We start from the raw sequence: 24456 nt of genomic DNA, 5'->3' as shown, positions 1-24456 counted from the left end.
ATGCGGGTCCACGAGGCGCTCGCCGAACTGGAGCTGGTGGACCACCACTGCCACGGCGTGGCCGCCCACGACCTCACCCGCCCGGCCTTCGAGTCCCTGCTCACCGAGGGCGGCATCACCCCTTTCGACACCCCGACGGGCATCGCGGTACGCCGCCACTGCGCCCCCGTCCTGGACCTCCCGCCGCACGCGCCGCCGGACGAATACCTGGACCGGCGTGCCGAGTTGGGCGCCGAGGAGGTCAACCGGCGGTTCCTGCACGCCTCCCGCACCGGCGCCTACCTCGTCGACACCGGCCACACCCCGCTCCCCCTCACCACCCCCGCCGAACTCGCCGGCGCCGCGCGGGCGACCGCGTACGAGGTGGTCCGGCTGGAGCCGATCGCCGAGGAGTTGAAGGCGCGGGGAGTCGAACCGAGCGCCTACGCCGAGGAGTTCACGCGGGCCGTGCACGACGCCGTGCGCGCTCCGGGAGTCGTCGGCGTCAAGTCGGTGGCCGCCTACCGCACCGGGTTCGCCCTCGCGCCGACACGCCCGGCCGCGCAGGAGATCGAACGGGCCGCCCGGGGGTGGCTCGGGCACGCGGGCCGCCTCGACGACCCCGTACTCGTCCGCCACCTGCTGTGGACGGCCGTCGACCTGGGACTGCCGCTCCAGCTGCACACCGGGTTCGGGGACAGGGACATCCGGCTGCATCACGTGGACCCGAGTCTGCTGACCGACTGGCTGCGTGCGGTGCCGGGTGATGTGCCGGTGCTGTTGCTGCACTGCTGGCCGTTTCAGCGGCAGGCGAGCTATCTGACCTCGGTGTTTCCTCAGGTGTACCTGGATGTGGGGCTCACGCTGCACCAGGTGGGGCCGGTGCGGGCGCGGGCCGTGCTGGCGGAGGCGCTGGAGATGACGCCGTTCGGCAAACTGCTGTACAGCTCGGACGCGTACGGTGTGGCCGAGTTCTACGCGCTCGGCGCGCTGGCGTTCCGGCGGGGTCTCGGGGAGCTGCTCCAGGACCGGGTGGACGCGGGCGAGCTGAGTCCGCACGACGCGGTACGTCTCGCGAGATGGGCGGGTGCGGAGAACGCCAGCCGGGTCTACCGGTTGTCCGACCGGTTCTGAAAGTATGATCAAGCAATGTCTGACATGACCGAGACCACGCCCGGTTGGCTGAGCCAGGACGAGCTTGAACTGGCCCGCGCCCGGATGCCGATCCTGTACGTCGAGGCCGTGCCCGTCCGCGTGGACGACCGGGGCGAGATCACCAGCATCGGCCTGCTCCTGCGCATCGGACCGGACGGCGATGTCAGCCGGACCCTGGTCTCGGGCCGGGTCCTGCACCACGAGCGCGTCCGTGACGCCCTGCTGCGCAACCTGGAGAAGGACCTCGGGCCGGTCGCGCTGCCCCGGCTGCCGGCCGCGCTCCAGCCGTTCACGGTGGCCGAGTACTTCCCGACGCAGGGCGTCACCCCCTACCACGACCCGCGTCAACACGCGGTGTCGCTGGCGTACATCGTTCCGGTGACGGGTGACTGCCAGCCGCGTCAGGACGCGCTCGACCTCGTCTGGTTCGAGCCGCAGGAGGCGGCGTCGCCGGCCGTGCAGAGCGAGATGCCCGGCGGGCACGGGTTCCTGCTGCGCCAGGCCCTCGCGCACGTCGGCCTCTCCGCGTCCTGATGTTCCCCTCCCAGCGCGGCGCCCCCTGCACGGTCGTGGTGTGCAGGGGCTGCTGCTGCGGCGACCGCCGCAAACACCCCGGCTTCGACCACGCCTGGCAGCTCGACCGGCTCCGCGCCTCGGCCGCCGCGTCCGGCGGTACGTTCACCGTCCGGACGACCGACTGCCTCGGGCCCTGCGACCAGGCGAACGTCCTCGTCGTCCAGCCCTCCAGCGCCGCGCGCCTCGCCGGGGCGCGGGCCGTGTGGATCGGCTTCGCCACGGACGACGACGCGACGGAGGAGGTCATCGCGTGGGCCCAGGCAGGGGGACCGGGGGTGGCCGAGCCGCCGATGACCCTGGAGATGCAGTTCGTGAAGGCACCGAGGGGGAACAGGGCGCGCAATCGGCGGTGAGGGAGCGGGGCTTGGGGCGAGGGCGGGCAGGAGCCGGACGCAGGGGGCGACGGTGCGGGAGCAGGGCTTGGAGCGGGGGCGAGGGAGCCGGACGCAGGGGCGACGGTGCGGGGCGGCCGGAGCTCGGGGCGGGGGTGAGGAGGCGGTGCGGGCCGGGTCGGGTGGTCGCGTCGCCGCCGGGCGCATCGGGCTCCGCAATCGCCCCGCGCTGGACACGGTCGCTTCTCGCCGGGCGGGGGCGCCTTCGCGCAGGCGTCCCGTCATCCCCCTACCCCCTGCTCCAGCGACGTCATCCGCGCCCGCGACACCCTCGACCGGACCGTCCCCACCGCAACCTCCGCCCGCGCCGCGACCTCCTCGTACGACCAGCCCCCGAGCCGCGTCAGGACGAACGCCTCGCGCCGCTCCGCCGGGAGCAGCCCCAGGAGTTCCGCGAGCGCGACGCCCTCCTCGAACCCCCCGCCCGCCTCGGCCGTCTCGCGGGGCGGGGCCTCGGCGGCGCGGCGCCGGCGGCTGTCGGCAACCGCGTGCCGGGCGATAGCCGGCAGCCACGACCTCACCGAGGACCGGCTCTCGAAGCGGTGCAGCGAGGTCAGCGCGCGCAGGAACGTGTCCTGTACGACGCCGTCGGCGGCCTGCGGCCCGGCCCTGGGCGGCGGACGGCGCTTGGTGTGCTCGCCGGGATTCAGGGCGCCTCAACCTGGCAGCGGGGCCGGTGCCGGAGAACCCACAGGGTGTCCGCAGCCGGCTGCCGGGCACGGGCGTCCGCCGAGACCGCCGGCAGCGGCAGCGCCGTACCGGCAGGTCCACCCGGCGTCCCCACGGCCGTACCGCCCCCCGTTCCCCTCACCTCACGTCCTCACCCCCGTCGGCTCCTGCGTATCGTCGAGGAACCCGCCCGACTGGTGCTGCCACAGCTTCGCGTACGCCCCCTCCGCCGCCAGCAGTTCCCCATGGCTCCCCTGCTCGATGATCCGCCCCCGGTCGAGGACGACGAGCCGGTCCATCCCGGCGACGGTGCTGAGCCGGTGGGCGACGACCAGCGTCGTACGGCCCTCCATCAACCGCCACAGCGCGTCCTGCACCAGGAGCTCGCTCTCGGAGTCCAGGGCGCTCGTCGCCTCGTCGAGCAGCAGGATCGGCGCGTCGCGCAGGATCGCCCGGGCGAGGGCGACGCGCTGGCGCTGGCCGCCGGAGAGCTTGACGCCCCGTTCGCCGACCATCGTGTCGAAGCCCTCGGGGAGCGCGTCGGCGAACTCCGTGACGTGGGCGGCCTCGGCGGCGCGCCGGATGTCCGCTTCGGTGGCGTCGGGCCGGGCGAAGGCGATGTTGTCGCGCAGGCTGCGGTGGAACATGGCGGGTTCCTGCGGGACGTACGCGATGAGGCTGCGCAGGTCGGCCTGGCGCAGCCGGCTGATGTCCTGGCCGCCGACGAGGATGCGCCCGCCGTCGATGTCGGTCATCCGCAGCAGCAGCCGGGTGAGCGTCGTCTTGCCGCCGCCGGACCTGCCGACCAGCCCGATCTTCGTACCGCTCGGCACGTCCAGGTCGAGCTTCTCGAAGAGGGGGTCGCCCCCGCCGTGCGCGAAGGTGACCTGCTCGAAGCGGACGTCGGCGGAACGCGGCGCCAGCGCTTCCGGTGTGGGAGAGTCGACGACGGTCGGCGAGGTGAGCAACAGCTCGGTGAACTGCGCCGCCTCGGTCATGGAGCTCTCCATGCGCCGGTAGATCTGGTTGAACTCGAACATGATGCGCGTGGCGTTCATGAAGTACGTGAACGCCACGATGACGCCCTCCACACTGTGCCCGCCCCCGGCCAGCGTGACCGCGAGCAACAGCCCCAGCGCGTTGGTGAGGACGGACATCGGCGCGACGAACGTGTCGATGCGCAGGTTCCCGTAGTCCCACGACCTCAGCATCAGCCGCTTCGACTCCGCGACCCGCACCCGGTGTTCGGCGGCCTCGCGCTCCTCGGCGGCGAAGGCGCGCACGGTGTCCATGTTCGTGAGGCTGTCGGCGACGTGCCCGGACACCCGGGCGATGGCCTCCTCACGCTGGGCGACGAGCCGCTGCCGGCGCCGGATCAGCGGCGTCACCCCTACGGCCGTCACCGCGATCATCGTCAACAGGCAGACGACGAGCCAGGGTTCGTAGCTCCACAGCACCACCGACCCGAACGCCAGCGGCAGCAGGCTCCCCGCGACCTGGAACGCCAGTGTGTCCGCGAACTCCTCGAACCGCCCGGCGAAGCTCAGCACCCGTTTGGTCAGGGACCCCGCGAAGTTGTCGTGGAAGAACGCGGCGTCCTTCGCGAAGAGTTCGTCCATGCCGACGACGTACAGGTTCTCGACGCCGAGCGCGTCGACCCGGTTCAGACAGTGGATGCCGACCCGCCACAGCGCCTCGGCCGTCAGCATCACGAGCGCGAACCCGACGACGTACGGCAGCGCGGTCGAGACGACCACTTCCCCGTCGTCCGCGATCCGCCCCACCAGTTTCGCCACCACCAGCGGCGCCACGTAGTTGATGCCCGCGTTCCCCAGCGCGGGCAGCAGCAACGCCGGCAGCGCCAGCCATTTCAGCCGTCCCAACTCCCGTCCGTAGTACCGAAGGGCGAGCAGCACCGCGCCCTTGCGTGATTCAGCCGTATCCATCCCGTCCCTGTGTCGCTCAGGTCCCGGGCACGCGAAAAACGGCGCGCGTAAGCGGGACAAATCGGAGGAGGAACGGGAAGTCTCCCGCGCGGGCGGGGGCGGCGTCCAAGCGTTTTTCGGCGGTGGTGTACGGCAGAATGACGCCCACCGACGTCCCGGAGCGCGACCGCGCCCCAAGTGCCCGCTTCCGGGCGGCCCTTGGGCGCGTGAGGAGAGGAAGACGTGAGCGAGAAGCAGAGCGCCGACACAGCGGCTCAGCGAGTCGACACCCGCACGGCACACAACGCTCGCGTGTGGAACTACTGGCAGGGCGGCAAGGACAACTACGAGGTCGACCGGCAGGTGGGCGAGCACGTCGCCGGCATGATCCCCGTCATCCGCGACATCGCGCGCGCCGACCGGGAGTTCCTCGGCCGCGCCGTGCGCCGACTGGCGCGGGAGCACGGCATCCGCCAGTTCCTGGACATCGGCACCGGCCTGCCGGCGCTGGAGAACACCCACGAGATCGCCCAGCGGATCGCGCCCGCGTCACGGATCGTGTACGTCGACAACGACCCCATCGTGCTCGCGCACGCCCGCACCCTGCTGACCAGCGCCCCGGAGGGTGCCACCGACTACATCGACGCCGATGTGCACGACCCGGACGCCATCCTGCGCATCGCCGGAGACACCCTCGACTTCACCGAGCCCACCGCCCTGATGCTGCTCGGCATCCTCAACTTCGTCCTCGACGACGGCGAGGCGCGAGCTATCGCGGCCCGGCTCGTGGAAGCGCTGCCCCCCGGCAGCTTCCTCGTCCTGACCCACCCCACCACGGACCCCGGCCTCGGCGGCGACCTCCAGCTCCAGGCCATGGACTTCTGGAACGCCAACGCGAAACCCCCGGTCACCGCCCGCGGCAGCGAGGAGGTCGCCCGGTACTTCGACAGCCTCACCCTCCTGGAGCCCGGCCTCGTCTCCTGCTCCCGCTGGCACCCGGAGCCGGGCGAGGAGCCCGCGGTCGTACCCCAGCTGGGAGCCGTGGCCCGGAAGGGGTGATCTCCCACCGCCCTTCCCGCACACACGTCGAAGGCCGTGTCAGATCTCTCCGACACGGCCTCTGTTCTCCGACTTCCACAGTCGGGACGACAGGATTTGAACCTGCGACCCCTTGACCCCCAGTCAAGTGCGCTACCAAGCTGCGCCACGTCCCGTTGCCCGTTTGACCTGGGGTTTCCCCTGGTTGAACGCGCAGGGAAAATATACCGCACTCGGATCGCTGGTCGCGCATCGCTTTTCGCGGCGGGGCTGAGTTGACCTCAACTTTGGTTGAGGTTGCACGATCGGTGGCATGACGATCACAGAGGGAACGCGTCGCACGTACGGGTACGACGAACTGGCCGGGCTCATGGAGCGGATGACCGGCGCGGAGAAGCACGGACCAGCGGCGACGTCGACGCTGGACGTGCTGTGGGTGCTGTACGACCGGGTGCTGAAGGTGACGCCCGAGCGGGCCGAGGATCCGGAGCGGGACCGGTTCCTGCTGTCCAAGGGGCACGGGCCGATGGCGTACTACGCGGTCCTCGCCGCGAAGGGGTTCCTGCCGGTGGAGTGGCTGGACGGCTTCGGGTCGTACGACTCGCCCCTCGGCCACCACCCCGACCGCGTCCTCGTCCCCGGCGCGGAGATCGGCAGCGGCTCGCTCGGCCACGGTCTGCCGCTGGCCGTCGGTACGGCCCTGGGCCTGCGCGCCCAGCACCGGCCCGGCCCCGCCGTCTGGGTCCTGATCGGCGACGCCGAACTCGACGAGGGCAGCAACCACGAGGCCATCGCGTACGCCGGCCCGACCGGCCTCGACCGCCTGCACGCGGTCGTCATCGACAACGCCTCCGCCGGCCACGCCCGGCCCGGCGGGATCGCCGCGCGGTTCGAGGCGGCGGGGTGGTCGACGGCCACGGTCGACGGGCGCGACCACACGGCTCTGTACGAGGCGTTCACGGCACCGCACGCCGGGCGACCGCACGCGGTGATCGCCCAGGTGGAGCCGAAGAACCCGGCCCAGGTCCGACGGGGCTGAAGCCCCGCAAGAAGACAGCAGCACCCGCACTCCGAAGGAGCCCCCATGGACACCATGCGCGACCGCCTCGCCCCCACCCTCACCCGCCTCCTCGACGAAGACGCCCGCCTGGCCGTCGTCCTCGCCGTCATCGGCTCCGACAGTTTCGCCGAGGCGAGCCGCCGCCACCCCGAGCGCGTCATCGACGTCGGCATCAGGGAACAGCTGCTGATCGGCGCGGGCGCCGGCCTGGCGCTCACCGGTATGCGGCCGGTCATGCACACCTTCGCCAGCTTCCTCGTGGAGCGCCCCTTCGAGCAGGTCAAGCTGGACCTGGGGCACCAGGACGTGGGCGCGGTGCTGGTCAGCGCGGCGGCGTCGTACGACTGGCCCGCGGGCGGTTTCACGCACATGTCGCCCGGCGACGTCGCCCTGCTGGACACGCTGGACGGCTGGACCGTCCACGTCCCCGGCCACCCCGACGAGGCGGAGACGCTGCTGCGGCACGCGGTGGCCGCCGGGGACGACAAGGTGTACGTCCGCCTGTCGGAGCTGTCCAACGACGAGGCCCGGCCGGTCGACGGACACGGCTTCCTGACCGTACGGGAGGGCCGGCGCGGCGTGGTCCTCGCCGTCGGGCCGACGCTGGACGCGGTGCTCGCGGCGACGGAGGACCTGGACGTGACGGTCCTGTACGGCACGACGGTCCGCCCCTTCGACGCGGCGGCCCTGCGCCGGGCGACCGACGCGGCGGGCACGGACGTCGTCCTGGTCGAGCCGTACCTCGCGGGGACCTCGACGCCCGCCGCGAACGACGCGCTGGCCGACCGCCCGCACCGGGTCCTCGGCCTGGGGGTCGGCCGCCGTGAACTGCGCAGGTACGGCACGGTCGAGGAGCACACGGCGGCTCACGGACTGGACGCGGAGTCCCTGCGGAAGCGGATCGGCGGCTTCCTGGGGGAACGCGGGACGGCGACCGCCTGACCTACACCCCGGCCACCCCCAGCCCCGGATACGCCTCCAGCAACCGCGTCGGCGCGGCCTGTCTCCACGAGTCCGCGAGGATCGCCCTCAGCTCCTCCTCGTCCTCCACCGCCGCGAGCCGGGCCCGCACCCACGCGAACTGGGCCTCATGATCGGCGATCCAGAACTTCCCGGGCTCGGCGAGAACGAGTTCGTCGCGCTCCTCCTTGGGGCAGCGCACCGCGATGGACGTCTCGTCCTCGGGGAGCGTGGCGAACATCTTCCCGGCGACCCGAAAGGTCGGCATGGACCAGGCGACCTTCTCCGTGGTGTCGGGCAGCGACAGGGCGATTCGGCGTACATCTTCGGCGTCCGGCATGCTCCGCACCGTACCGGCCACCACTGACAGTCACCCGCGTCACGGATGGCTCACCTCGGCCAGTGCCTCCAGGACGGGCCGGATCAGTGGATGGGTCTCCGCGCCGCGCCTTATCGCCGCGAAGACCCGCCGGGTCGGGGCGACGCCGTCCACGGGGCGGACGCGGACTCCCGCGAGGTCGGTTCCGAGGAGGGCGGAGCGGGGTACGAGGGCGACTCCCGCACCGACGGCGACCAGGGCGACGACCGCGCGGAAGTCGTCCGAGGCGTGCTCCATACGCGGCTGGAACCCGGCGTTCTCGCAGGCCAGGACGGTGACGTCGTGGCAGGGGTTGCCGGGGTAGGGGCCGACCCAGGTGTCCTTGGCCAGCTCCGCGAGCGGCACCTCGGGCGTGTCCGCGAGGCGGTGGTGCGCGGGGAGGACCGCGTCGAAGGGCTCCGCGTAGAGGGGTACGTGGGTGAGGCGGGGGTCGTCGGCGGCGGGAGCGCCCCGGTACTCGACGGCCACGGCGACGTCCACCTGCCGGTCGAGGACCATCGGCAGGCTCGCGTCGCCCTCCGCGTCCTGGACGCGCAGCCGGATGCCGGGGGCGGTCCGGGCGAGCCGGGTCATCGCGGGCGCGACGACCAGCGCGATGCCGGTCGCGAACGCGGCGACGGTGACCGTGCCCGCCTCGCCGTTGCTGTACGCCGCCAACTCGGCTTCGGCGCGCTCCAGTTGGGCGAGCACGGCGTTGGTGTGGCCGAGCAGGATCTCGCCGGCCGGGGTGAGCCGTACGCCCTTGGCGCCGCGTTCGACGAGGCGGTGGCCGGTCTCCTGTTCCAGGGCGGCGAGCTGCTGGGAGACGGCGGAGGGGGTGAGGTAGAGCGCGGCGGCAGCCGCGGTGACCGTACGGTGGTCGGCCACCGCGCGGAGGATGTGGAGCCGCCGGGCTTCGATCATGGGTCCGATTATCGCAAGGTGCCCAAAACTGACCTAATCGCTCCTCACACGCCAGCTCGTCACACGCCGGCTCCTCGCGCGCCAGTTCCTCGTGCGTCAGTTCCTCGCTCGCCGGTTCCTCCCGCGTCCAGTTCCTCGCGCGCCGACACGAACGCGTCCACCGCCCGGTTCACGTCCTCCAGCGAGTGTGCCGCCGACAGCTGGACCCGGATCCGCGCCTGCCCCTGCGGAACGACCGGGTACGAGAACCCGATCACGTACACGCCCCGCTCCAGGAGCAGTTCCGCGAGCCGCCCCGCCTTCGCCGCGTCCCCGATCATGACCGGCGCGATGGGATGGTCGCCGGGCAGGATGTCGAACCCTTCCTCGGTCATCCGCCGCCGGAACAGCGCCGTGTTCTCGGCGAGCCGTTCCCGCAGGTCACCGGCGGACTCCAGGAGCTCGAGGACGGTCAGCGAAGCGGCGGCGATGACCGGTGCGAGGGTGTTGGAGAAGAGGTAGGGACGCGACCGCTGGCGCAGCAGGGCGACGATCTCGGCGCGCGCGGCGACGTACCCGCCGGAGGCGCCGCCGAGGGCCTTGCCGAGGGTGCCGGTGATGATGTCGACCCGGTCCATGACGCCGTGCAGTTCGGGGGTGCCGCGTCCGCCGGGGCCGGTGAAGCCGACGGCGTGGGAGTCGTCGACCATGACCATCGCGTCGTACCGGTCGGCGAGGTCGCAGATCTCGCGCAGCGGTGCGACGTACCCGTCCATCGAGAAGACGCCGTCGGTGACGATCAGGCGGCGGCGGGCGGTGGCCGCCTCCTTCAGCTGGCGTTCCAGGTCGGCGAGGTCGCGGTTGGCGTAGCGCAGGCGGCGGGCCTTGGAGAGGCGGATGCCGTCGATGATCGAGGCGTGGTTGAGGGCGTCGGAGATGACCGCGTCCTCCTCGGAGAGGAGCGTCTCGAAGACGCCGCCGTTCGCGTCGAAGCAGGAGGAGTAGAGGATCGTGTCCTCCTGGCCGAGGAACCGGGAGAGCCGGGCCTCCAGCTCCTTGTGGACCTCCTGCGTGCCGCAGATGAAGCGGACGGAGGCCATGCCGTAGCCCCAGCGGTCGAGGGCGCGGTGCGCGGCGTCGATCACGTCGGGGTGGTCGGCGAGGCCGAGGTAGTTGTTGGCGCAGAAGTTGAGGACCTCGCCGGGCCGGCCGCCGGAGCTGACGTTGACGGTCGCGGACTGCGGGGTGTCGATGACGCGTTCGGGCTTGTGGAGCCCGGCGGCGCGGATCTCTTCGAGGGTGGCGCGCAGGTCGTCGCGTACGGAGTCGAACATGGGGTTCCTTCAGCTCGTCCAGTCGAGGATGACTTTGCCGCCCCTGCCGCTCGCGGCGTCGGCGAAGGCGGCCTCGTGGTCGCGGTAGCCGTAGCGGCCGGTGATGACGGGGGCGAGGTCGAGGCCGCCCTCCAGGAGGACGGACATCGCGTACCAGGTCTCGAACATCTCGCGGCCGTAGATGCCCTTGAGGGTGATCATCGAGGTGACGATCCGGGCCCAGTCGACGGGGAACTCCTCGGTCGGCAGGCCCAGCATGGCGATCCGGCCGCCGTGCGTCATGTTGGCGATCATGTCGCGCAGCGCCTCGGGGCGCCCGGACATCTCCAGGCCGACGTCGAAGCCCTCGCGCAGCCCCAACTCCCGCTGACCGTCGACGATCTGACGGTCCGACACGTTCAGTGCGAGACTCACGCCGACCTTCCGCGCGAGGTCGAGGCGCTCCTCGCTGACGTCGGTGACGACGACGTTGCGCGCCCCGGCGTGCCGGGCGACGGCCGCCGCCATCAGGCCGATCGGGCCGGCGCCGGTGACGATGACGTCCTCGCCGACGAGCGGGAACGACAGGGCGGTGTGCACGGCGTTGCCGAACGGGTCGAAGATCGCGGCGACATCGAGGTCCACGGGGACGCGGTGCACCCACACGTTGGACGCGGGCAGCGCGACGTACTCCGCGAACGCGCCGTCCCGGCCGACCCCCAGCCCGACGGTCGCCCGGCACAAGTGCCGCCTCCCGGCGAGGCAGTTGCGGCACTTCCCGCACACCAGGTGGCCCTCGCCGCTGACCCGGTCGCCGATCGCGACGTCCGTGACGCCCGCGCCCAGCTCGACGACCTCGCCGACGAACTCGTGCCCCACGACCAGCGGCGTGCGGATCGTCTGCCGCGCCCAGCCGTCCCAGGCCCTGATGTGCAGGTCGGTGCCGCAGATCCCGGTGCGCTGCACCTTGATCAGTACGTCCCCGGCGCCGACCGCCGGCTCCGGGACGTCCCGCAGCCGCAGTCCCGGCTCCGCCTTCTCCTTGACCAGCGCCTTCAACGCAACGGCTCCTGAGGTGAGTCGACCGGCTCGCGGGCACGACGAGGTGACCCGGGTCCGGGGAGGGGGATGGATACGACGACGAATCTGCCGTACCCGTGCCGCCCCGGTCCATCGAGCTTTTCTTAAGCGGCGCCGCAGCTCCGCTTCACGCCCTCTCCTCCAGCAGGACGACGAGTTCGGCGGCGGTCGCCTTGACCGTCTCAAGTCCCGTGGTCCCCCAAGCCCTTGGGGCGAGGTCGGCGACACAGACCGTGCCGAGGACCATGCCGGTGCTGTCGGTCAGGGGGGCGCCGAGGTACGACCGGATGCCGTACTCGTCCACGATCGGGTTGCCGGCGAAGCGCGGGTAGTCGGTGACGTCGCCGAGCGCCAGCGCGCGGCGCCTGACGACGACATGGGGGCAGTAGCCGTGGTCGCGGGGCAGCTCGCGCCCCAACTCCCCGCGGGCGCCCGGCGCGACGTACAGGCCGGCGAAGAACTGGCGTTCCTCGCCCACGAAGTTGACCATCGCGTACGGGGCGCGGGTGAGGTCCGCGAGGCGCTGCGCGAGGCGGTCCAGCATGGGCTCCGCGCGCTCCCCGAGGCCGAGTCGGCTCAGCCTCCGGGCCCGTGCGGGGGCCTCCCGGTCCTCCGGCGTGACCAGCAGCCGCCCCACCGGCCGCGGCGGTCCGTAGCTCATCTCAGGGCTCCTCTCCGCGAGTTGGGGGTCATGCACGGGCGTTCTCGGCGGGCGTGTGGGCGATCAGGTGCTTGACGAGGGTCAGCAGGGTCTGGACGCCGGACGCGGAGATCCGCGCGTCGCAGCGGACCACCGGGATCGCCGGGTTCAGGTCCAGAGCGGCCCGGACCTCCTCCGGGTGATAGCGGTGGCCGCCGTCGAACTCGTTGACGGCGACGATGAATCCGAGGCCGCGCTCCTCGAAGAAGTCGACGGCCGCGAAGCAGTCCTGGAGGCGGCGCGTGTCCGCGAGGATCACCGCGCCGAGCGCCCCTTCGCACAACTCGTCCCACATGAACCAGAACCGCTGCTGGCCCGGCGTCCCGAACAGGTACAGGACGTGCTCCGGGTCCAGGCTGATGCGGCCGAAGTCCATGGCGACGGTCGTCTCGACCTTGTTCTCGACGCCGTCGAGGCTGTCGGTGCCGGCGCTGACGGTCGTGAGCAGTTCCTCCGTGCACAGCGGCGCGATCTCGCTGACCGCGCCGACGAAGGTGGTCTTGCCGACCCCGAACCCGCCCGCGACCAGCACCTTCAGCGCGGTCGGGAACGGGGTCTGATCATCGTGGGAGCCGTACGCGTCGTACTCACAGCTGTCGTCGTAGTCCATCGAGCACCGCCTCCAGTAGGGCCCGGTCGGTGGGGTTGTGGTGGAACTCCGGGGGTTTCGTGGTCAGAGCCCCGCAGTCCACCAGGTCCGACAGCAGCACTTTGGTGACCGCCGCCGGGAGTTTCAGATGGGCGGCCACCTCGGCCACCGGGACCGGGGCGCGGCACAGGTCGAGCGCCTGCGCGTGCTCCGGGCCCAGGTAGCCGAGGGGGCTCGTCCCGGTGGCCCGCACCTGCGACATCAGGTCCAGGGCGACGGTGGGCCTGGTGCGGCCGTTGCTCACGGTGAAGGGGCGCACCAGGCGGCCGGCCGCGTCGTCGAGCCACGGCCCGTCGGCCGCCATCACGTTCACGACCTCATCGCCGGGGGTTCGGCCGGGTGCTGGCGGGGGGCGGTCACGAGGTACGGCCGCACGCTCTTGACGAGCATCGCCATCTCGTACCCGAGCACCGCGGCGTCGGCCTCGCGGCCCGCCATCACGGCGAGACACGTCCCCGATCCGGCCGTCGTCACGAACAGCAGCGCGGAGTCCAGCTCCACCACCACCTGCCGGACGTCCCCGCCGTCCGCGAACCGCACGCCCGCGCTGCGGCCCAGCGAATACAGGCCCGACGCCAGCGCCGCCATATGGTCCGCGCTGTCGTGGTCCAGGCCGTGCACAGACTTCACGAGCCCGTCGCAGGACAGCAGTACCGCGCTCGTCGTGTGAGGCACACGCTGCACGAGGCCGCTCATCAGCCAGTCGAGATCGGATACGTGCCCGGTGGCCGGCGCGTCGCTCGCCATGGTGGATCGACTCCTTGAGGGGGGTTGCGGAGGTGTGGGGTGGGGGCGCGGGGTGGCTCGGGGGTCCGCGGTGGGTGGGGGTCGGGGGGAGGGAGAGGGGCTTGGGGGTGGGGGCCGTGCACACGGGTCGGGGGGCGGGGGTCGGTGAGGGGGACGGCGACGGGGGTGACGGAGTGGCGGGGCTCGGTAACGGGGTCATCGCGAGAAGGGGTTTCTGTCGGAGGGGGCGGAGGTCTCGGAGGGGGCGGCAGCGGTCGTTCATCCGGCGGGGGTGGTGCCGTCGGGGTGGTGGGTGAGCGAGGTCGGAGGGGTGTCCGGGGTCGGGGCCTGGTCCGACTGGTCCGTCTCCATGCCGAGTTGGGCCTCCGCGAGGCCCATCCCCCGCTGGAACGCCGCCATCAGTCCTGGATCGTGTCCCCCGGGTTCCTCGCTCTCGGGCCTCGGCACGGGGCCCCCGCGCAACTGCGGAGCCAGATGCTCCTGCGCCCGGCGCCGGGGCAGCCGGGGCTTCCCCATCGTCCCCCGCACCGCCCCCACCCTGGGCACGGGCACCTCCCCCTGCACCTCCTCGACAGCGGCCCGGTCCTCGACCCTGATCCCGGGCCGAGCCTCGGCGGGGTTGGGCCGCGTCTCCCGGGTGTCGCGCATCGGGAGGGGGGCGGGGCGTACGCCGTTGCCGGGGGCCGGGGCGGTGGGGTGCGTGCCGTCGGGAGCGGCGGGGCCGGGGGGCGTGCCGTTGAAGGCGGGACCGGGACCGGCGGGCGAACCGTCCGCTCGGGGCGCGTGCCCTGGACCCGCCGTACGGCCGGTTCCGACGCCGCCGGGAGGGCTCCCGTCGAGACGGTGTACGCCCCCGGGGCCGGCGCCGTCGGAGACCCCGCCACCCGAACCGCCCACGTGCCCACCAGCACTCCCGGCAGCGGCACCCCCCATGGCCGCGCCGCCACCACCGGAACCCCCCGAAGCCACCCCGTCGAAGCGACGCGTGCCACCGCTGGTCCGGCCGCCGAAAGACGTCCCGCCGAAACTCTGCGCCCCCTCAGCACCGGAACCACCCGCCCGCGGCCCACCGACAGGAGCCGCACCACCAGCGGCCGGGCCGCCGGGACCGTACCCGCCTTCGACACCGGAACCACCCGCCCGCGCGGCATCGACGCGAGGCACGCCCCCGGTGGCCGACCCGGCGGCTCCGTACCCGCCTTCGGCACCGCCCCCACCAACGCCGTACCCCTCGGCGCCGCCCCCACCAGCCCGCACGGCACCGCCCCGAGGCACACCCCCCGTGGCCTGGCCACCGACGCCGTACCCGGCACCGGCACCGGCACCGGCACCGGCACCAACCCCACCCGACCCCGCGCCGCCCCCCCGACGCGTCCCCCCGCCATGCCCGCCCCCGGAACCCGCCCCCGTCGGCCGTGTGCCGGTCCCCTGGGGTGAGGCGTCCGCGCTGTGCCCCCCGGCACGTGTGCCGTTGACCCGGTGTGCTCCGGCGGGCGGTTGTGTGCCGTTGGTGCTGGGTGCAGTCCGGGGGCTCGCGTGGCGGGGGCCCGGCGTGGTGGTGGCCGGTGTGGCAGGTGACGCGGCGCCCGGTACGGCGGTGCCGGCGGTCGGCCGGGGCCCCGCCGTCGTCGTGGCGGCAGGTACCCGCCCGGCGTCTCCCAGGAGGGCCTGAGGCACGACCAGGATCGCCTGGACCCCGCCGTAGATGTTGTTCTGGAGGCGCACCCGGATGCCGTGGCGGCGGGCGAGCTGGGAGACGACGAACAGGCCGATCCGGCCGTCGGCGAGGAGGCGGCCGACGTTGACCTGGTCGGGGTCGGCCAGCAGCGCGTTCATACGGGCCTGTTCCTCCGGCGGCATGCCCAGCCCCCGGTCCTCGACCTCGACCGCGAGGCCGGAGGTGACGAGGTTGGCGCGCAGGAGGACCTGGGTGTGCGGGGCGGAGAAGACCGTGGCGTTCTCGACGAGCTCGGCGAGGAGGTGGATGACGTCGGCGACGGCGTGCCCGCGGAGGTCGCCGTCGACCGGGGGGACCAGCTTCACGCGGGAGTACTGCTCCACCTCGGCGATCGCGGACCGCAGCACCTCGGTCATCGACACGGGATGGCTCCACTGGCGGCGCGACACCGCGCCCCCCAGCACCGCGAGGTTCTCCGCGTGCCGCCGCACCCGGGTGGCGAGGTGGTCGACGTGGAAGAGCCCCTTCAGCAGGTCGGGGTCCTCGATCTCGTTCTCCAGCTCGTCGAGGAGCAGGATCTCCCGGTGCACGAGGGACTGGAGGCGCCGCGCGAGATTGAGGAACACCTCCAGTTTCTGCTCGCTCCCGGTCCGGCTGGACAGCTGCGTCGCCTGGACGACGGCCGCCACGGCCCCGTCGTGCGCACGGGCGAGATCCGCCGCGAGCAGCTCGAACTCGTCGGCGTCCCCGGGCGGCAGCCCCCGCGTACGGCGCTGGGGCGGCGCCTCCCCGCGCCGTAACGCCTCGACCAGCGCCCGCAGATCGGCCTCGCCGCGCGCGGCGGACCGGCGCAGCGCGTCGAGCCGGTCGGTCACGGACCGCGCGGTGCGCCCCGCGGCGACGGCGGCGACCCCGATGCCCGCTCCGGTGACGACGACCGCGCCCGCGAGGACGGCCCACAGGGTGGGTCCGAGGCGGACGCCGGTGGCGCGCACGGTGAACAGCACGACCGCGCACGCGCCGAGCGCGACGGCGGTCGGCGGCAGTACCGCGAGCCGCAGGAGGTGCGGCCGTATGTGGGTCTCGGCCGTGCGGGCGACCGGTCGTCCGTGCCGTCCGCCCTCACGGCGGTCTGCGCGTGCGGCGGGTGCGCGGAGGTGCGACATCCGTGTCCTCGTCCTGATCCGTCGGGTCCCTGGCTGTGCGGCGACTCACAGTAGTTGCCAACGAGGCATGCAGGGCGGGCAGTTGGCGAACTCCTGCGGCAATCGTCCCGCTCTGGTATGAGCGCTCGCACGTCTGCCCGATAACCCGTCACAGGCGGGTATCACATAGGGAAAAGAACTGATCAGAGGCGGTCTCGAACGGTCCCACACGGAAGCCGGAACCCCCTCCCGGGCGCCGGTCACTCAACGTGTTCGCTTTGGCCAACAAAAAGCCGGGGCGGGCCCGAAAGGAACCCCGCCCCGGCGTACGGCCGGCCGGTCTCAGCCCTCGCCGACGAGCCCCAGGTCGTCCCGCGACACGCTCGGCACCGGCCACTCCTTCTGAAGCGGCGCCGAGACGCTCCGCCACCAGGCCCGCACCGGCAGCTCGCCACCGGGTTCGAAGGGCTGGCCGGGGATCGGTACGGCGACGGCCTGGCCGACGGCCTCGCCCGCCGCCAGCGTCCACTCCCCCGGCTCCGCCCACGGGTGCTGCGCGAGGTTGAACGTGCCCCAGTGGATCGGCATCATCACGCCGGACGGGGCGCCGCCCTGGAGGTCGAGGTGGGCGCGCATGCCCTCCTCGGGCGTCATGTGGATGTCCGGCCACAGCGGCGAGTACGCGCCGATCTGGATCATCGTGATGTCGAACGGGCCGTGCGCGGCGCCGATGTCCCGGAAGCCCTCGAAGTAGCCGGTGTCGCCGCTGTGGTAGATCCGGTGCTCGGACCCGGCGACCGACCAGGACGCCCACAGCGTGTGCTGCGTGTTGCGCAGGCCGCGCCCGCAGAAGTGGCGGGCCGGGGTCGCGGTCAGGGTGAGGCCGCCGACCTTCGCCTCCTCGTGCCAGTCCAGCTCGCGCAGGCGGTCCGCCGGGACGCCCCAGTGCTCCAGGTGCGCGCCGACGCCGAGGGGGACCGCGAAGAGGGTGTCCGTACCGGCCAGCGCCTTGATCGTGGGCAGGTCGAGGTGGTCGTAGTGGTCGTGCGAGATGACCACGACGTCGACCGGGCCGAGGGCGGCGAGCGGGAGCGGTACGGGGTGGAGGCGCTTGGGGCCCGCGAAGGGTACGGGGGAGCAGCGCTCGCCCCAGACCGGGTCGAACAGCACGCGGTGGCCGTCGATCTCCGCGAGCACGCTGGAGTGGCCCATCCAGGTCACGCGCAGGCCCGTCGCCGGGGGCCTGGCGAGGTCGGCGAGGGTCGTGGCGTGCACGGGGATGGTGCCGGTGGGGGCGCGGTGGGGGCGGGTGTCCTTGTCGAAGAGGCCCTTCACGAAGTCCACGGCCGTACCGGAGTCCCGCGGGGCCGAAGGGCCCCCGGGGTTGACGAAGACCCCGTCCTTGAAATGCGGCGATCTGCGGATCCGCGCCATACGCTCACCGCTCGGGTCCACGCCGAACGCCTCGGGCGTCAGCGCACGGAGCCCGGAGCTGAGGGAACGGGAACCGGCCACGGTACCTCCAGATGGTTCTGCTGAGGCGTCCCATTATGGTCGGCCCCTCTGACAACCGGCCCGGCCCCGGGGACCCTCCGCCGACCCGCTCCGGCCCGGCCGCGTCCCCGGCACCGCCGGACCCTCCGCGAGAACACCGCGGCGGCCTGCTTGATTCCGCGACGCCGGGGGCAACGCGACTCGGGCCCTGCGTACCCCGCCCCACGCCGGCCCCGGAACCCCTGCCCCCGAAACACCGCAGGCCGCCCGAGCCCCAGCCCGGACGGCCTGCGTGTGCCTGTACGCGCGGCTGCGCTCAGTCCAGCTCGTACACCACCGTCACCGAAGACGTCGCCTTGATCTCGCCCGGCGCGAGCGGCACCGCCCCGAGGCCGCCGGCGGGCATGTCCGCGGCCATCGGCGGGGCCGGGGTGGCGTAGCCCGTGCTGCCCTCGCTCAAGGTGACCAGGCGGCCGAGTCGGCGACCGCTCAGCGCGGCGTACTGCTCGGCCTTGGCGCGGGCGTCCGTGAACGCGGCCTTGCGGGCGGCGCGTTGGAGGGGTTCGCGGTTCGCCAGGTCGAAGACGACGGAGTTGACGCGGCCCGCGTCGCCGGTGGCGTCGGTGACGGCCTGGAGGACGGCGCCCGTGCGGTTGATGGCGCGGACCTTGACCGTGAAGGACTGGGCGGCCCGGTACCCGGTGAGCACGGAGGTGCCGTCCGTGTAGTCGTAGACGGGGCTGAGGGAGATGCCGTCGGTGTGGATGTCCTTGTCGGCCACCCCCTGCCCCCGCACCGCCTTCAGCAGCGCGTCGGCCGCCTTGTTCTGCGCGGCCATCGCCGCCTTCGCGGTCTTGGCGGTCGCCTCGACGCCGACGCCCAGCACCGCGAGATCGGGGTCGGCGCTCGCGCTGCCGTCCCCGGTCACGGTGACCGTGGTCGGCGCGGGCGCGGCCCGCTCGGCGACGGGCGCGGACGCGTGCCCCCCGTCCAGCGCGGCGGCACCGGGCGCGGACAGGCCCAGCGAGAGGAGGGTCACGGCGAGCGCGGCGGTGACACGGGACGTACGGGAACGGGGCATGCGGGCGGGTCCTTCACACGGTCGGGGACGTCGGTCCGCCGCCGGGGAACCCCCCGGAACCGGCGTCCGGCCATCCCAGCACCCGCGCCGGGACCCCCGCCCGCACCACTCCCGTACGATCACCTCACTGGCCGAGCCCTCGTGACAAGCACACGACACCGCGCCTCAGGCCACCGCCGAGATCCGCATCTTGATGTCGTCCGGCGACAACGTGCCCTTCGCCGTCACATGGTCCCCGGAGGACTCGCCGCGCAGCCGGCGCCCGATCCACGGCACGAGGTACTCGCGCGCCCAGTGCACGTCGTCGCGCCGGACGTCCAGCGTGCCGCGCGGCGGAAGCGCGGGCCACGGTTGCTCGGGGTCCGCCGGGATGTCGAGGCCCAGTGCCTGCCCCGCCCGGAGCGCGACGCGTGTGTGCCCCTCGGGGGACAGGTGGAGCCGGTCGTCGTCCCAGGCCCGCCGGTCCTGGATGGAGCGCAGGGACCACAGGTCGAGGACGGGGCAGCCGTACCGGTCGGCGATGGCGCGGACGTGTCCGTTGTACGTCGCGATCTTCCCGCGCAGGTGCTTGAGGACCGGCATCTGCCGGGTGTCGAACCCGGTCGTCACCATGACCGTCCCGGCCACGGACGCGAGCTGCGCGACGGCGAGCTCGAACCGTTCGGCGACCTCGTCGGGGTCGGTGCCGGGCCGCAGGATGTCGTTGCCGCCCGCGCACAGGGACACGAGGTCGGGGGCCATCGCGACGGCCTGGGGAAGCTGGTCGGCGACGACCTGGTCGAGCAGCTTCCCGCGCACCGCGAGGTTCGCGTACGCGAAGTCGCCCTCGGCCCGCCGGTCCGCGAGGAGTACCGCGAACCGGTCGGCCCAGCCGACGAACGCCCCGTCGGGGCCGGGGTCGCCGACGCCTTCGGTGAAGCTGTCCCCCACCGCCACGTACGACCCGATCATCACTGTCTTGCTGTCACTCTTCGAATCGTCTGCCACAGCAGCCCATGATTCACCTTCGAATGTGACCTACGCGACCGTAATAAAGGGTTGACGGGTGGTGAGATAAGCCACTTCTAAAGAGTTACTCAATCCGGGAATACGCCCCACACCCGGAACCTCTCGATCCGGAAATGGCTCCAGGTGGTCCGGAAGGCGAAATGCCCGCCCGTGTACGGCTCGGGGTCGGTGTAGTCGAAGACGAGCCGCCCGTTGTCCCACCACTGGACCGTGGACCCGTCGGAGACGATCCGCACCCGGTTCGGCTCGTTCGCGACGAGCAGCGGCTCGGTGTAGTCGTAGATCAGCGGGCGCACCCCCGCCTCCCCGACGTACCGCCGCAGCCGGGTCGTCGTGTTGTAGTTCGCGCCGTACCCGGAGTAGTAGGTCTTCAGGTAGTCGTACTCCGCGAGCGCGCCCCCGCGAGCGGTCGCGAAGAGGTCGTCCGGCGAGCGCACGTCGACGGCGTTCCAGAAGTTGTTGAGGTCGGAGACCCGGTCGTTGACGCCACCGGCCGAGACGGGGGTCGCCGTGTACTCGATGACGTACGGCCCCTGAAGGGGCTGCCGGAACCAGACGGTCGCCCCGGCGGGCACGTCGACCTCAAGCACGCCCCGCGAGGCGGTGACCGTGCCGCCCTTCTCCAGTTCCACGGCCCACTTCCCTAGCCCGTGGCAGAAGTCGTCGCGGGCGAGAAGCCGTCGGCGGGGTGCGGCGGCGGCCCGCGTCGCGGGGGCGACGGCGGCGAGGGCGGCTCCCGCCGCGAGGGCGCCGAACGCTCTACGCGTGGTCGTCATGTCGGTGCGCTCCTTCGGTCAGCAAGGTGATCAACCGGTCCGCCACCTTACGGTGGCCCCGGACGTTCGGGTGGACCGCGTCGTTCAGATCCTCCGTGGAGATCCAGCCGGTGGTGTCCACGAACTCGGTGCGCGGGTCTCCGAGTTGGGCGACGGCCGCCGAAACGTCCGCCGCGTGCGTCCCGTTGAGGGGCCGCAGCGCCAGGATCCGTGCGTGCGGGGCGGCTTGGCGCAGCCGGGCGAGGTACGCGCGGTAGGCGGCCGTGAACTCCTCGGCCCCGTACGCCGCGTCGTTCGACCCCTGATTGACGACGATCACGTCGGCCTTCCGGTCCGAACTCGCCGGTGAGCCCGCGTAGTTCCACCCGTACGCGGCCCTCGCGTCCGGCACTCCCCCGTTCCCGGTGAGGAGCACGCCCTGGCGCCCGAACCCGACCTGGGTCAGCGAGGCGTGCAGCGCGTCGGCGACGAGCGTCGGGTAGGCGGCGGTGCCGTCGGCGCAGTCGGAGGTGCTGTTGTCGCCGCACAGGGCGTTGACGCCCTGCGTGATGGAGTCGCCGTAGAACGCGAACTGCCGCTTGTGCACCGGCTTTTGCGGAACGATCCGCCCCTTGAGCCCGGTGAGCGTCACCCCCGTCTGAAGCGGCGGCACCCAGCGGTTCACCCGCGAGAACACGTCCTTCACGGACAGGACGGCGGTGTGCGGTCCGCGCCCCTTCGCGGTGATCTCGATGTCGGCGCGGTCGACGGCGTACCGCTGCCTGGGGCCGCCGTCGACGGAGACGTACACCTGCGCGGGAACCGTGACCGAGGTGACGTCGAAGAGGGCGTGGACGGTGTTCCCGGTGAACGAGAAACGCAGCCGGGAACCGGAGTTGACGGTGACGGCGGCCTCGGGGCCGCGGCTCCAGTGGCCCTCGTAGGCGAGGCGGCGGTCGTCGGGGCGGACGGTGTCCTGGCCCGCCGCGTGGGCGGGCTGCGGGACGAGGAAGGCGAGGCCGAGCGCCGGTGTCAGGAGGCGTTTCACGAGGGGATCTCATCTCCGATCAGGGCCAGGTTCTGGATCGCCGCGAGCGCCCACTGCGCCGAGGAGTTGGTGGAGACCCAGGGGATCTCCCGGGTGGTGCGCAGGACTTGGGGCGTGGGGACGGTGACGCGGCGCCAGTCGTTCGACGGGAAGTAGGTGTCGGCGCCGGTGAAGAACTCCTTCCACGCGCGGCTCGCGAGCGCGGGGTCGCCCTGGTGGCGGGCGGCGTACGCGGTGATGCGGGAGTGGGCTGCGGGGAGGGCCGACTTCCAGGTGGAGCCGGTGAGTTGACGCTTCTGCGCGTCGGTCCCGTTGTAGTGGCGGGCGTAGTTCAGCCACGCCGTGCGGAACTCCGGTTCCTGGTCGCCGAGGAGGGCGACGATCTCGCTGTTGGTCTCCACGAGCCCGAACACGGCGCTGAGGTGCGAGACGTTCACCGCCGTGCTCGTCGTGAGCGCGAACCGGCCGGTGTCGGCGTCGAGCAGACCGGCGCCGGTGAAGAAGCCGTTGGGCTGGGCGGCTATCGTCCGCAGGGAGTTGACCAGTTTCGTGCGGGCCTGTTCCGCGCGCGGTCCGCGCCGCTCCCACTCGGTGAGCCAGGCCGCCGAGATGCCGCCCCAGTCGGTGCCGAAGCCGACCGAGAGGGCGTGCCGGTCGCCGGGGGTGTAGCCGTCGGCGCGGACCTTGCGCTGCGGGTCCACGGCGAGGAACGTCAGCTCCACGTCCGCGAGTTCGCGCAGCAGGTCGCCGGTGCGCTCGTCGCCGGTGAGGTAGTAGAAGAAGCGCCGGTTGGCGGCCGTCGAGATCCGCACCTGCTTGGCGCTGTCCGCGTAGTGCTGGACGCCGTGCCGGGTGCCGAGCCCCGCCCACGCGCCGAGGTGGTAGACGTCGACCTCGCCGGTGTGCCGCGTCATGGCCTCCGCGAACCGGAACACCTCGGCGGAGCCGGTGCGCAGGAAGTGGTACCAGAGCCAGAGGTCGGTGCCCAACTCCGAGTTGTCCCAGGCGAATCCGCCGACGTCGTAGCGCCAGACGTGCCGGTCGGTGTCGTAGGTGTGCTGGACGTCGCCGTAGTCGAGGAACCCGTACCAGCGGCGCTCCTCGCGCTGGTCGCGGTAGTAGGCGAACAGGTCGTCGAGGTGGTCCTCGATGACCGTACGGGCCTTGGTCGACCGATCGACGGGCGCCCAGTCGCCGAACACCCCGGCGGCGTGCAGGCGTTGAGGGGTGGCGGCGAGCTGGGGCGGGGTCGCGACGGCCTGGGCGAAGGCGGCGAGTCGAGTGGCGTCCGGTGTCTTCTCCACGGCCCAGAAGGTGAGTTCACTGGTCCGCGCGATGCCGTACGGGGTGCCGAAGCCCGGTTCGTAGTCCTCGTAGGTGATCTCCAGGCCGCCGTCCGACTGCTCGTCGTAGGTGTTCTGGCCCAACCCGTCGTGGTAGAAGCGCAGATCGAGCGGCTGGGCTTCCGGGGAGTAGAGCCAGAGGGTGACCTCGGCGGCGCTCGAAGCGGCGCCGCGTACGTCGAGCTGGGTGGGGTGGCGCTGCCAGAAGTCCCGTACGCCGAAGGCGAGTCCGCCGCTCGCGCCGCCGATGTACCCGAAGCCACCGGCCCGTTGACCTGCTGCGGCCGGGATCCAGCCGTGGCCGGACTTGGTGCGCTTGCGGATCTGGTAGCCGTCGGCGGTGAGTTGGGAGAGCGTGTAGTCGCCCCACCGGGGGATGTAGGCGAGGCGGCCGGAGACGCGCGGGTCCCAGGTCGCGAGGTCGGGGAGCCTCTCCCCGGCGATCTGCGCGGCCCGTACGGCTGCCCCGGGGTCGCGGCGCAGGCCGGTGACGCCCTGGACGGCCTCGGTGAAGAGGCCGCCGCCGGAGTCGGCGAAGCGGATGTGCCGGTCGTACGCGCGGTCGCGCAGCGGGACCGTGAAGCGCACGCCGAGCCCGCGCAGGAAGTCGCCCTGGTCGCGGCCGGGTTCCTGGTCGCCGTCCCAGACGAAGGTGTGCACGAGCCGCAGCGACTCGGCGCCCGCCGAGAACGCGAACCGCAGCACGAACGGCAGCCAGCCGCGCCCGCCGTGCCGGTGCCGCCCCTCGACCCGGACGACGGCCCGCACCGGCCCGTCCTGCTCGACCTCCACCTTCTCCACCCGCCCGGCGAACGCCTCCACACCGGCCCCGTCCCGCACACTCCCCTGCCGCAGCGCGACCAGCCGCCCGTCCCGCGCGACCTCGACGCCGCCGCGCAGCAGGCTCCGGACGACGGTGTCGGCGCCCTTCTGCGCGAAGCGGGCCGTCAGGACGCCGGTCGAGACCTCGACGCCGCCCTTCGCGCGCCGGACCGTCACCCGGTGTTCCGGTGCGGCCGGGGTGCCCGCGTCGAGGAGGTAGCGGTCGGCTCGGGGGGCGTCGGGGGCGATCGCGTGGGCCGTCCACTTGACCGAGCCGTCGGGCCAGTAGGCGGTGGGCCAGGACTGGACAGGGACGTCGGTGCCGTCCGCGGTCGTCAGCCTCAGGGGCTGTCCGGGTCTGTGCGTTCCGCGCGCCCAGGGGACGCCCCAGGTGGTGCCGGCGTGGGCGTCGGGGGTGCCCTCCAGCCAGTGCAGCTCGGTGGCGGCGTCCGTGCCGGTGGCGGCTGCCGCCGGGCGGGACAGGGACCAGGCGAACGAGGTGGCGGCTGCCGCGACGGCGGCGCTCTTGATGACGGTACGTCGGTTGACGCCGGACACGGGACCTCCGGGAAAGCGCT

General features: G+C 72.8%; 23 protein-coding genes and 1 tRNA gene. 6 read left to right on the top strand and 18 right to left on the bottom strand.

The genetic code is table 11. The features are described from left to right. The 3 genes from PV682_RS11860 to PV682_RS11850 are packed head-to-tail and all read left to right on the top strand — an operon-like array spanning nt 1 to nt 2063. On the top strand, nt 1-1113 hold the full coding sequence (locus PV682_RS11860) for an amidohydrolase family protein (RefSeq protein ID WP_319727401.1): 1113 nt from the start codon (nt 1-3) through the stop codon (nt 1111-1113). Nucleotides 1114-1128: 15 nt separating this feature from the next. Further along, a complete protein-coding gene (locus PV682_RS11855) occupies nt 1129-1668 on the top strand; it encodes an NUDIX hydrolase family protein (RefSeq protein WP_107103903.1) in 540 nt (179 codons plus the stop codon). Continuing rightward, nucleotides 1668-2063 carry a (2Fe-2S) ferredoxin domain-containing protein gene (locus PV682_RS11850; protein ID WP_319727396.1) on the top strand — a complete coding sequence of 132 codons (396 nt, stop codon included), beginning with the start codon at nt 1668-1670 and terminating at the stop codon, nt 2061-2063. Before PV682_RS11855 ends, PV682_RS11850 begins: the two co-directional genes overlap by 1 nt. A gap of 260 nt (nt 2064-2323) precedes the next feature. On the opposite strand, the gene PV682_RS11845 is transcribed toward PV682_RS11850, so the two are convergent. Further along, nucleotides 2324-2752: an RNA polymerase sigma factor gene (locus PV682_RS11845; protein ID WP_319728920.1), complete on the bottom strand. Its 429-nt coding sequence runs from the start codon at nt 2750-2752 to the stop codon at nt 2324-2326. A 162-nt stretch (nt 2753-2914) separates the two neighbouring features. Further along, nucleotides 2915-4717 (bottom strand): ABC transporter ATP-binding protein, encoded by a 1803-nt coding sequence (locus tag PV682_RS11840; RefSeq protein WP_319727394.1) that lies wholly within the window; start codon nt 4715-4717, stop codon nt 2915-2917. Between the two features lie 222 nt (nt 4718-4939). Here PV682_RS11840 and PV682_RS11835 point away from each other — a divergent pair, with 222 nt between their 5' ends. After that, complete coding sequence (locus PV682_RS11835) at nt 4940-5755, top strand: SAM-dependent methyltransferase (RefSeq protein WP_319727393.1); 816 nt, start codon at nt 4940-4942, stop codon at nt 5753-5755. A gap of 81 nt (nt 5756-5836) precedes the next feature. Here PV682_RS11835 and PV682_RS11830 read toward each other — a convergent pair. Then, nucleotides 5837-5910: transfer RNA gene (locus PV682_RS11830), tRNA-Pro, on the bottom strand. A 137-nt stretch (nt 5911-6047) separates the two neighbouring features. Between PV682_RS11830 and PV682_RS11825 the strand changes: the two genes are divergently transcribed. Beyond that, entirely contained in the window at nt 6048-6773 is a 726-nt protein-coding gene (locus tag PV682_RS11825) for a transketolase (RefSeq protein ID WP_319727389.1), read from the top strand. A 45-nt stretch (nt 6774-6818) separates the two neighbouring features. Further along, nucleotides 6819-7736, top strand: a complete 918-nt coding sequence (locus tag PV682_RS11820) for a transketolase family protein (protein ID WP_319727379.1) — start codon at nt 6819-6821, stop codon at nt 7734-7736. Between the two features lies 1 nt (nt 7737). Here PV682_RS11820 and PV682_RS11815 read toward each other — a convergent pair whose 3' ends face one another. The 15 genes from PV682_RS11815 to PV682_RS11745 form a co-directional block, all read right to left on the bottom strand. Then, nucleotides 7738-8094: an MmcQ/YjbR family DNA-binding protein gene (locus PV682_RS11815; protein ID WP_319727370.1), complete on the bottom strand. Its 357-nt coding sequence runs from the start codon at nt 8092-8094 to the stop codon at nt 7738-7740. 39 nt (nt 8095-8133) lie between these two features. Next, nucleotides 8134-9036 (bottom strand): LysR family transcriptional regulator, encoded by a 903-nt coding sequence (locus PV682_RS11810; protein WP_319727358.1) that lies wholly within the window; start codon nt 9034-9036, stop codon nt 8134-8136. A 59-nt stretch (nt 9037-9095) separates the two neighbouring features. Beyond that, nucleotides 9096-10349: a glycine C-acetyltransferase gene (locus PV682_RS11805; protein ID WP_319727347.1), complete on the bottom strand. Its 1254-nt coding sequence runs from the start codon at nt 10347-10349 to the stop codon at nt 9096-9098. A gap of 9 nt (nt 10350-10358) precedes the next feature. Continuing rightward, complete coding sequence (tdh, locus tag PV682_RS11800; protein WP_112474816.1) at nt 10359-11387, bottom strand: L-threonine 3-dehydrogenase; 1029 nt, start codon at nt 11385-11387, stop codon at nt 10359-10361. Between the two features lie 148 nt (nt 11388-11535). Then, entirely contained in the window at nt 11536-12069 is a 534-nt protein-coding gene (locus PV682_RS11795) for a GAF domain-containing protein (protein ID WP_319727338.1), read from the bottom strand. A 28-nt stretch (nt 12070-12097) separates the two neighbouring features. Then, nucleotides 12098-12718, bottom strand: a complete 621-nt coding sequence (locus PV682_RS11790) for a GTP-binding protein (RefSeq protein ID WP_055720033.1) — start codon at nt 12716-12718, stop codon at nt 12098-12100. Then, the gene (locus PV682_RS11785) at nt 12696-13061 is read right to left on the bottom strand and encodes a DUF742 domain-containing protein (protein WP_109363650.1); all 366 of its coding nucleotides are present in this window, start codon (nt 13059-13061) and stop codon (nt 12696-12698) included. Before PV682_RS11785 ends, PV682_RS11790 begins: the two co-directional genes overlap by 23 nt. 5 nt (nt 13062-13066) lie before the next feature. Then, a complete protein-coding gene (locus PV682_RS11780; RefSeq protein ID WP_109363644.1) occupies nt 13067-13504 on the bottom strand; it encodes a roadblock/LC7 domain-containing protein in 438 nt (145 codons plus the stop codon). A 258-nt stretch (nt 13505-13762) separates the two neighbouring features. Further along, the gene (locus PV682_RS11775; protein ID WP_319727334.1) at nt 13763-16348 is read right to left on the bottom strand and encodes an ATP-binding protein; all 2586 of its coding nucleotides are present in this window, start codon (nt 16346-16348) and stop codon (nt 13763-13765) included. 321 nt (nt 16349-16669) lie between these two features. Further along, nucleotides 16670-17842, bottom strand: coding sequence for an MBL fold metallo-hydrolase (locus tag PV682_RS11770; protein ID WP_319727333.1), 1173 nt, complete (start codon nt 17840-17842; stop codon nt 16670-16672). A 295-nt stretch (nt 17843-18137) separates the two neighbouring features. Further along, a complete protein-coding gene (locus tag PV682_RS11765) occupies nt 18138-18902 on the bottom strand; it encodes an SIMPL domain-containing protein (protein ID WP_319727331.1) in 765 nt (254 codons plus the stop codon). A 165-nt stretch (nt 18903-19067) separates the two neighbouring features. Further along, a complete protein-coding gene (locus tag PV682_RS11760) occupies nt 19068-19853 on the bottom strand; it encodes an SGNH/GDSL hydrolase family protein (RefSeq protein WP_055719758.1) in 786 nt (261 codons plus the stop codon). Between the two features lie 125 nt (nt 19854-19978). Next, on the bottom strand, nt 19979-20686 hold the full coding sequence (locus PV682_RS11755) for a DUF6250 domain-containing protein (protein WP_319727328.1): 708 nt from the start codon (nt 20684-20686) through the stop codon (nt 19979-19981). Beyond that, nucleotides 20670-21713: a GDSL-type esterase/lipase family protein gene (locus PV682_RS11750; protein ID WP_319727326.1), complete on the bottom strand. Its 1044-nt coding sequence runs from the start codon at nt 21711-21713 to the stop codon at nt 20670-20672. The genes PV682_RS11755 and PV682_RS11750 overlap by 17 nt, the downstream gene beginning before the upstream one ends. After that, nucleotides 21710-24436 carry an exo-rhamnogalacturonan lyase family protein gene (locus PV682_RS11745; RefSeq protein WP_319727324.1) on the bottom strand — a complete coding sequence of 909 codons (2727 nt, stop codon included), beginning with the start codon at nt 24434-24436 and terminating at the stop codon, nt 21710-21712. Before PV682_RS11745 ends, PV682_RS11750 begins: the two co-directional genes overlap by 4 nt. Nucleotides 24437-24456: the final 20 nt, after the last annotated feature.

Origin of the sequence: Streptomyces niveiscabiei, from assembly GCF_033794345.1 — a bacterium.
GTDB classification, from domain to species: Bacteria; Actinomycetota; Actinomycetes; order Streptomycetales; family Streptomycetaceae; genus Streptomyces; species Streptomyces niveiscabiei.
Note: the sequence above shows the minus strand (reverse complement) of the source record. Positions and strands in the feature narration are given on the sequence as shown.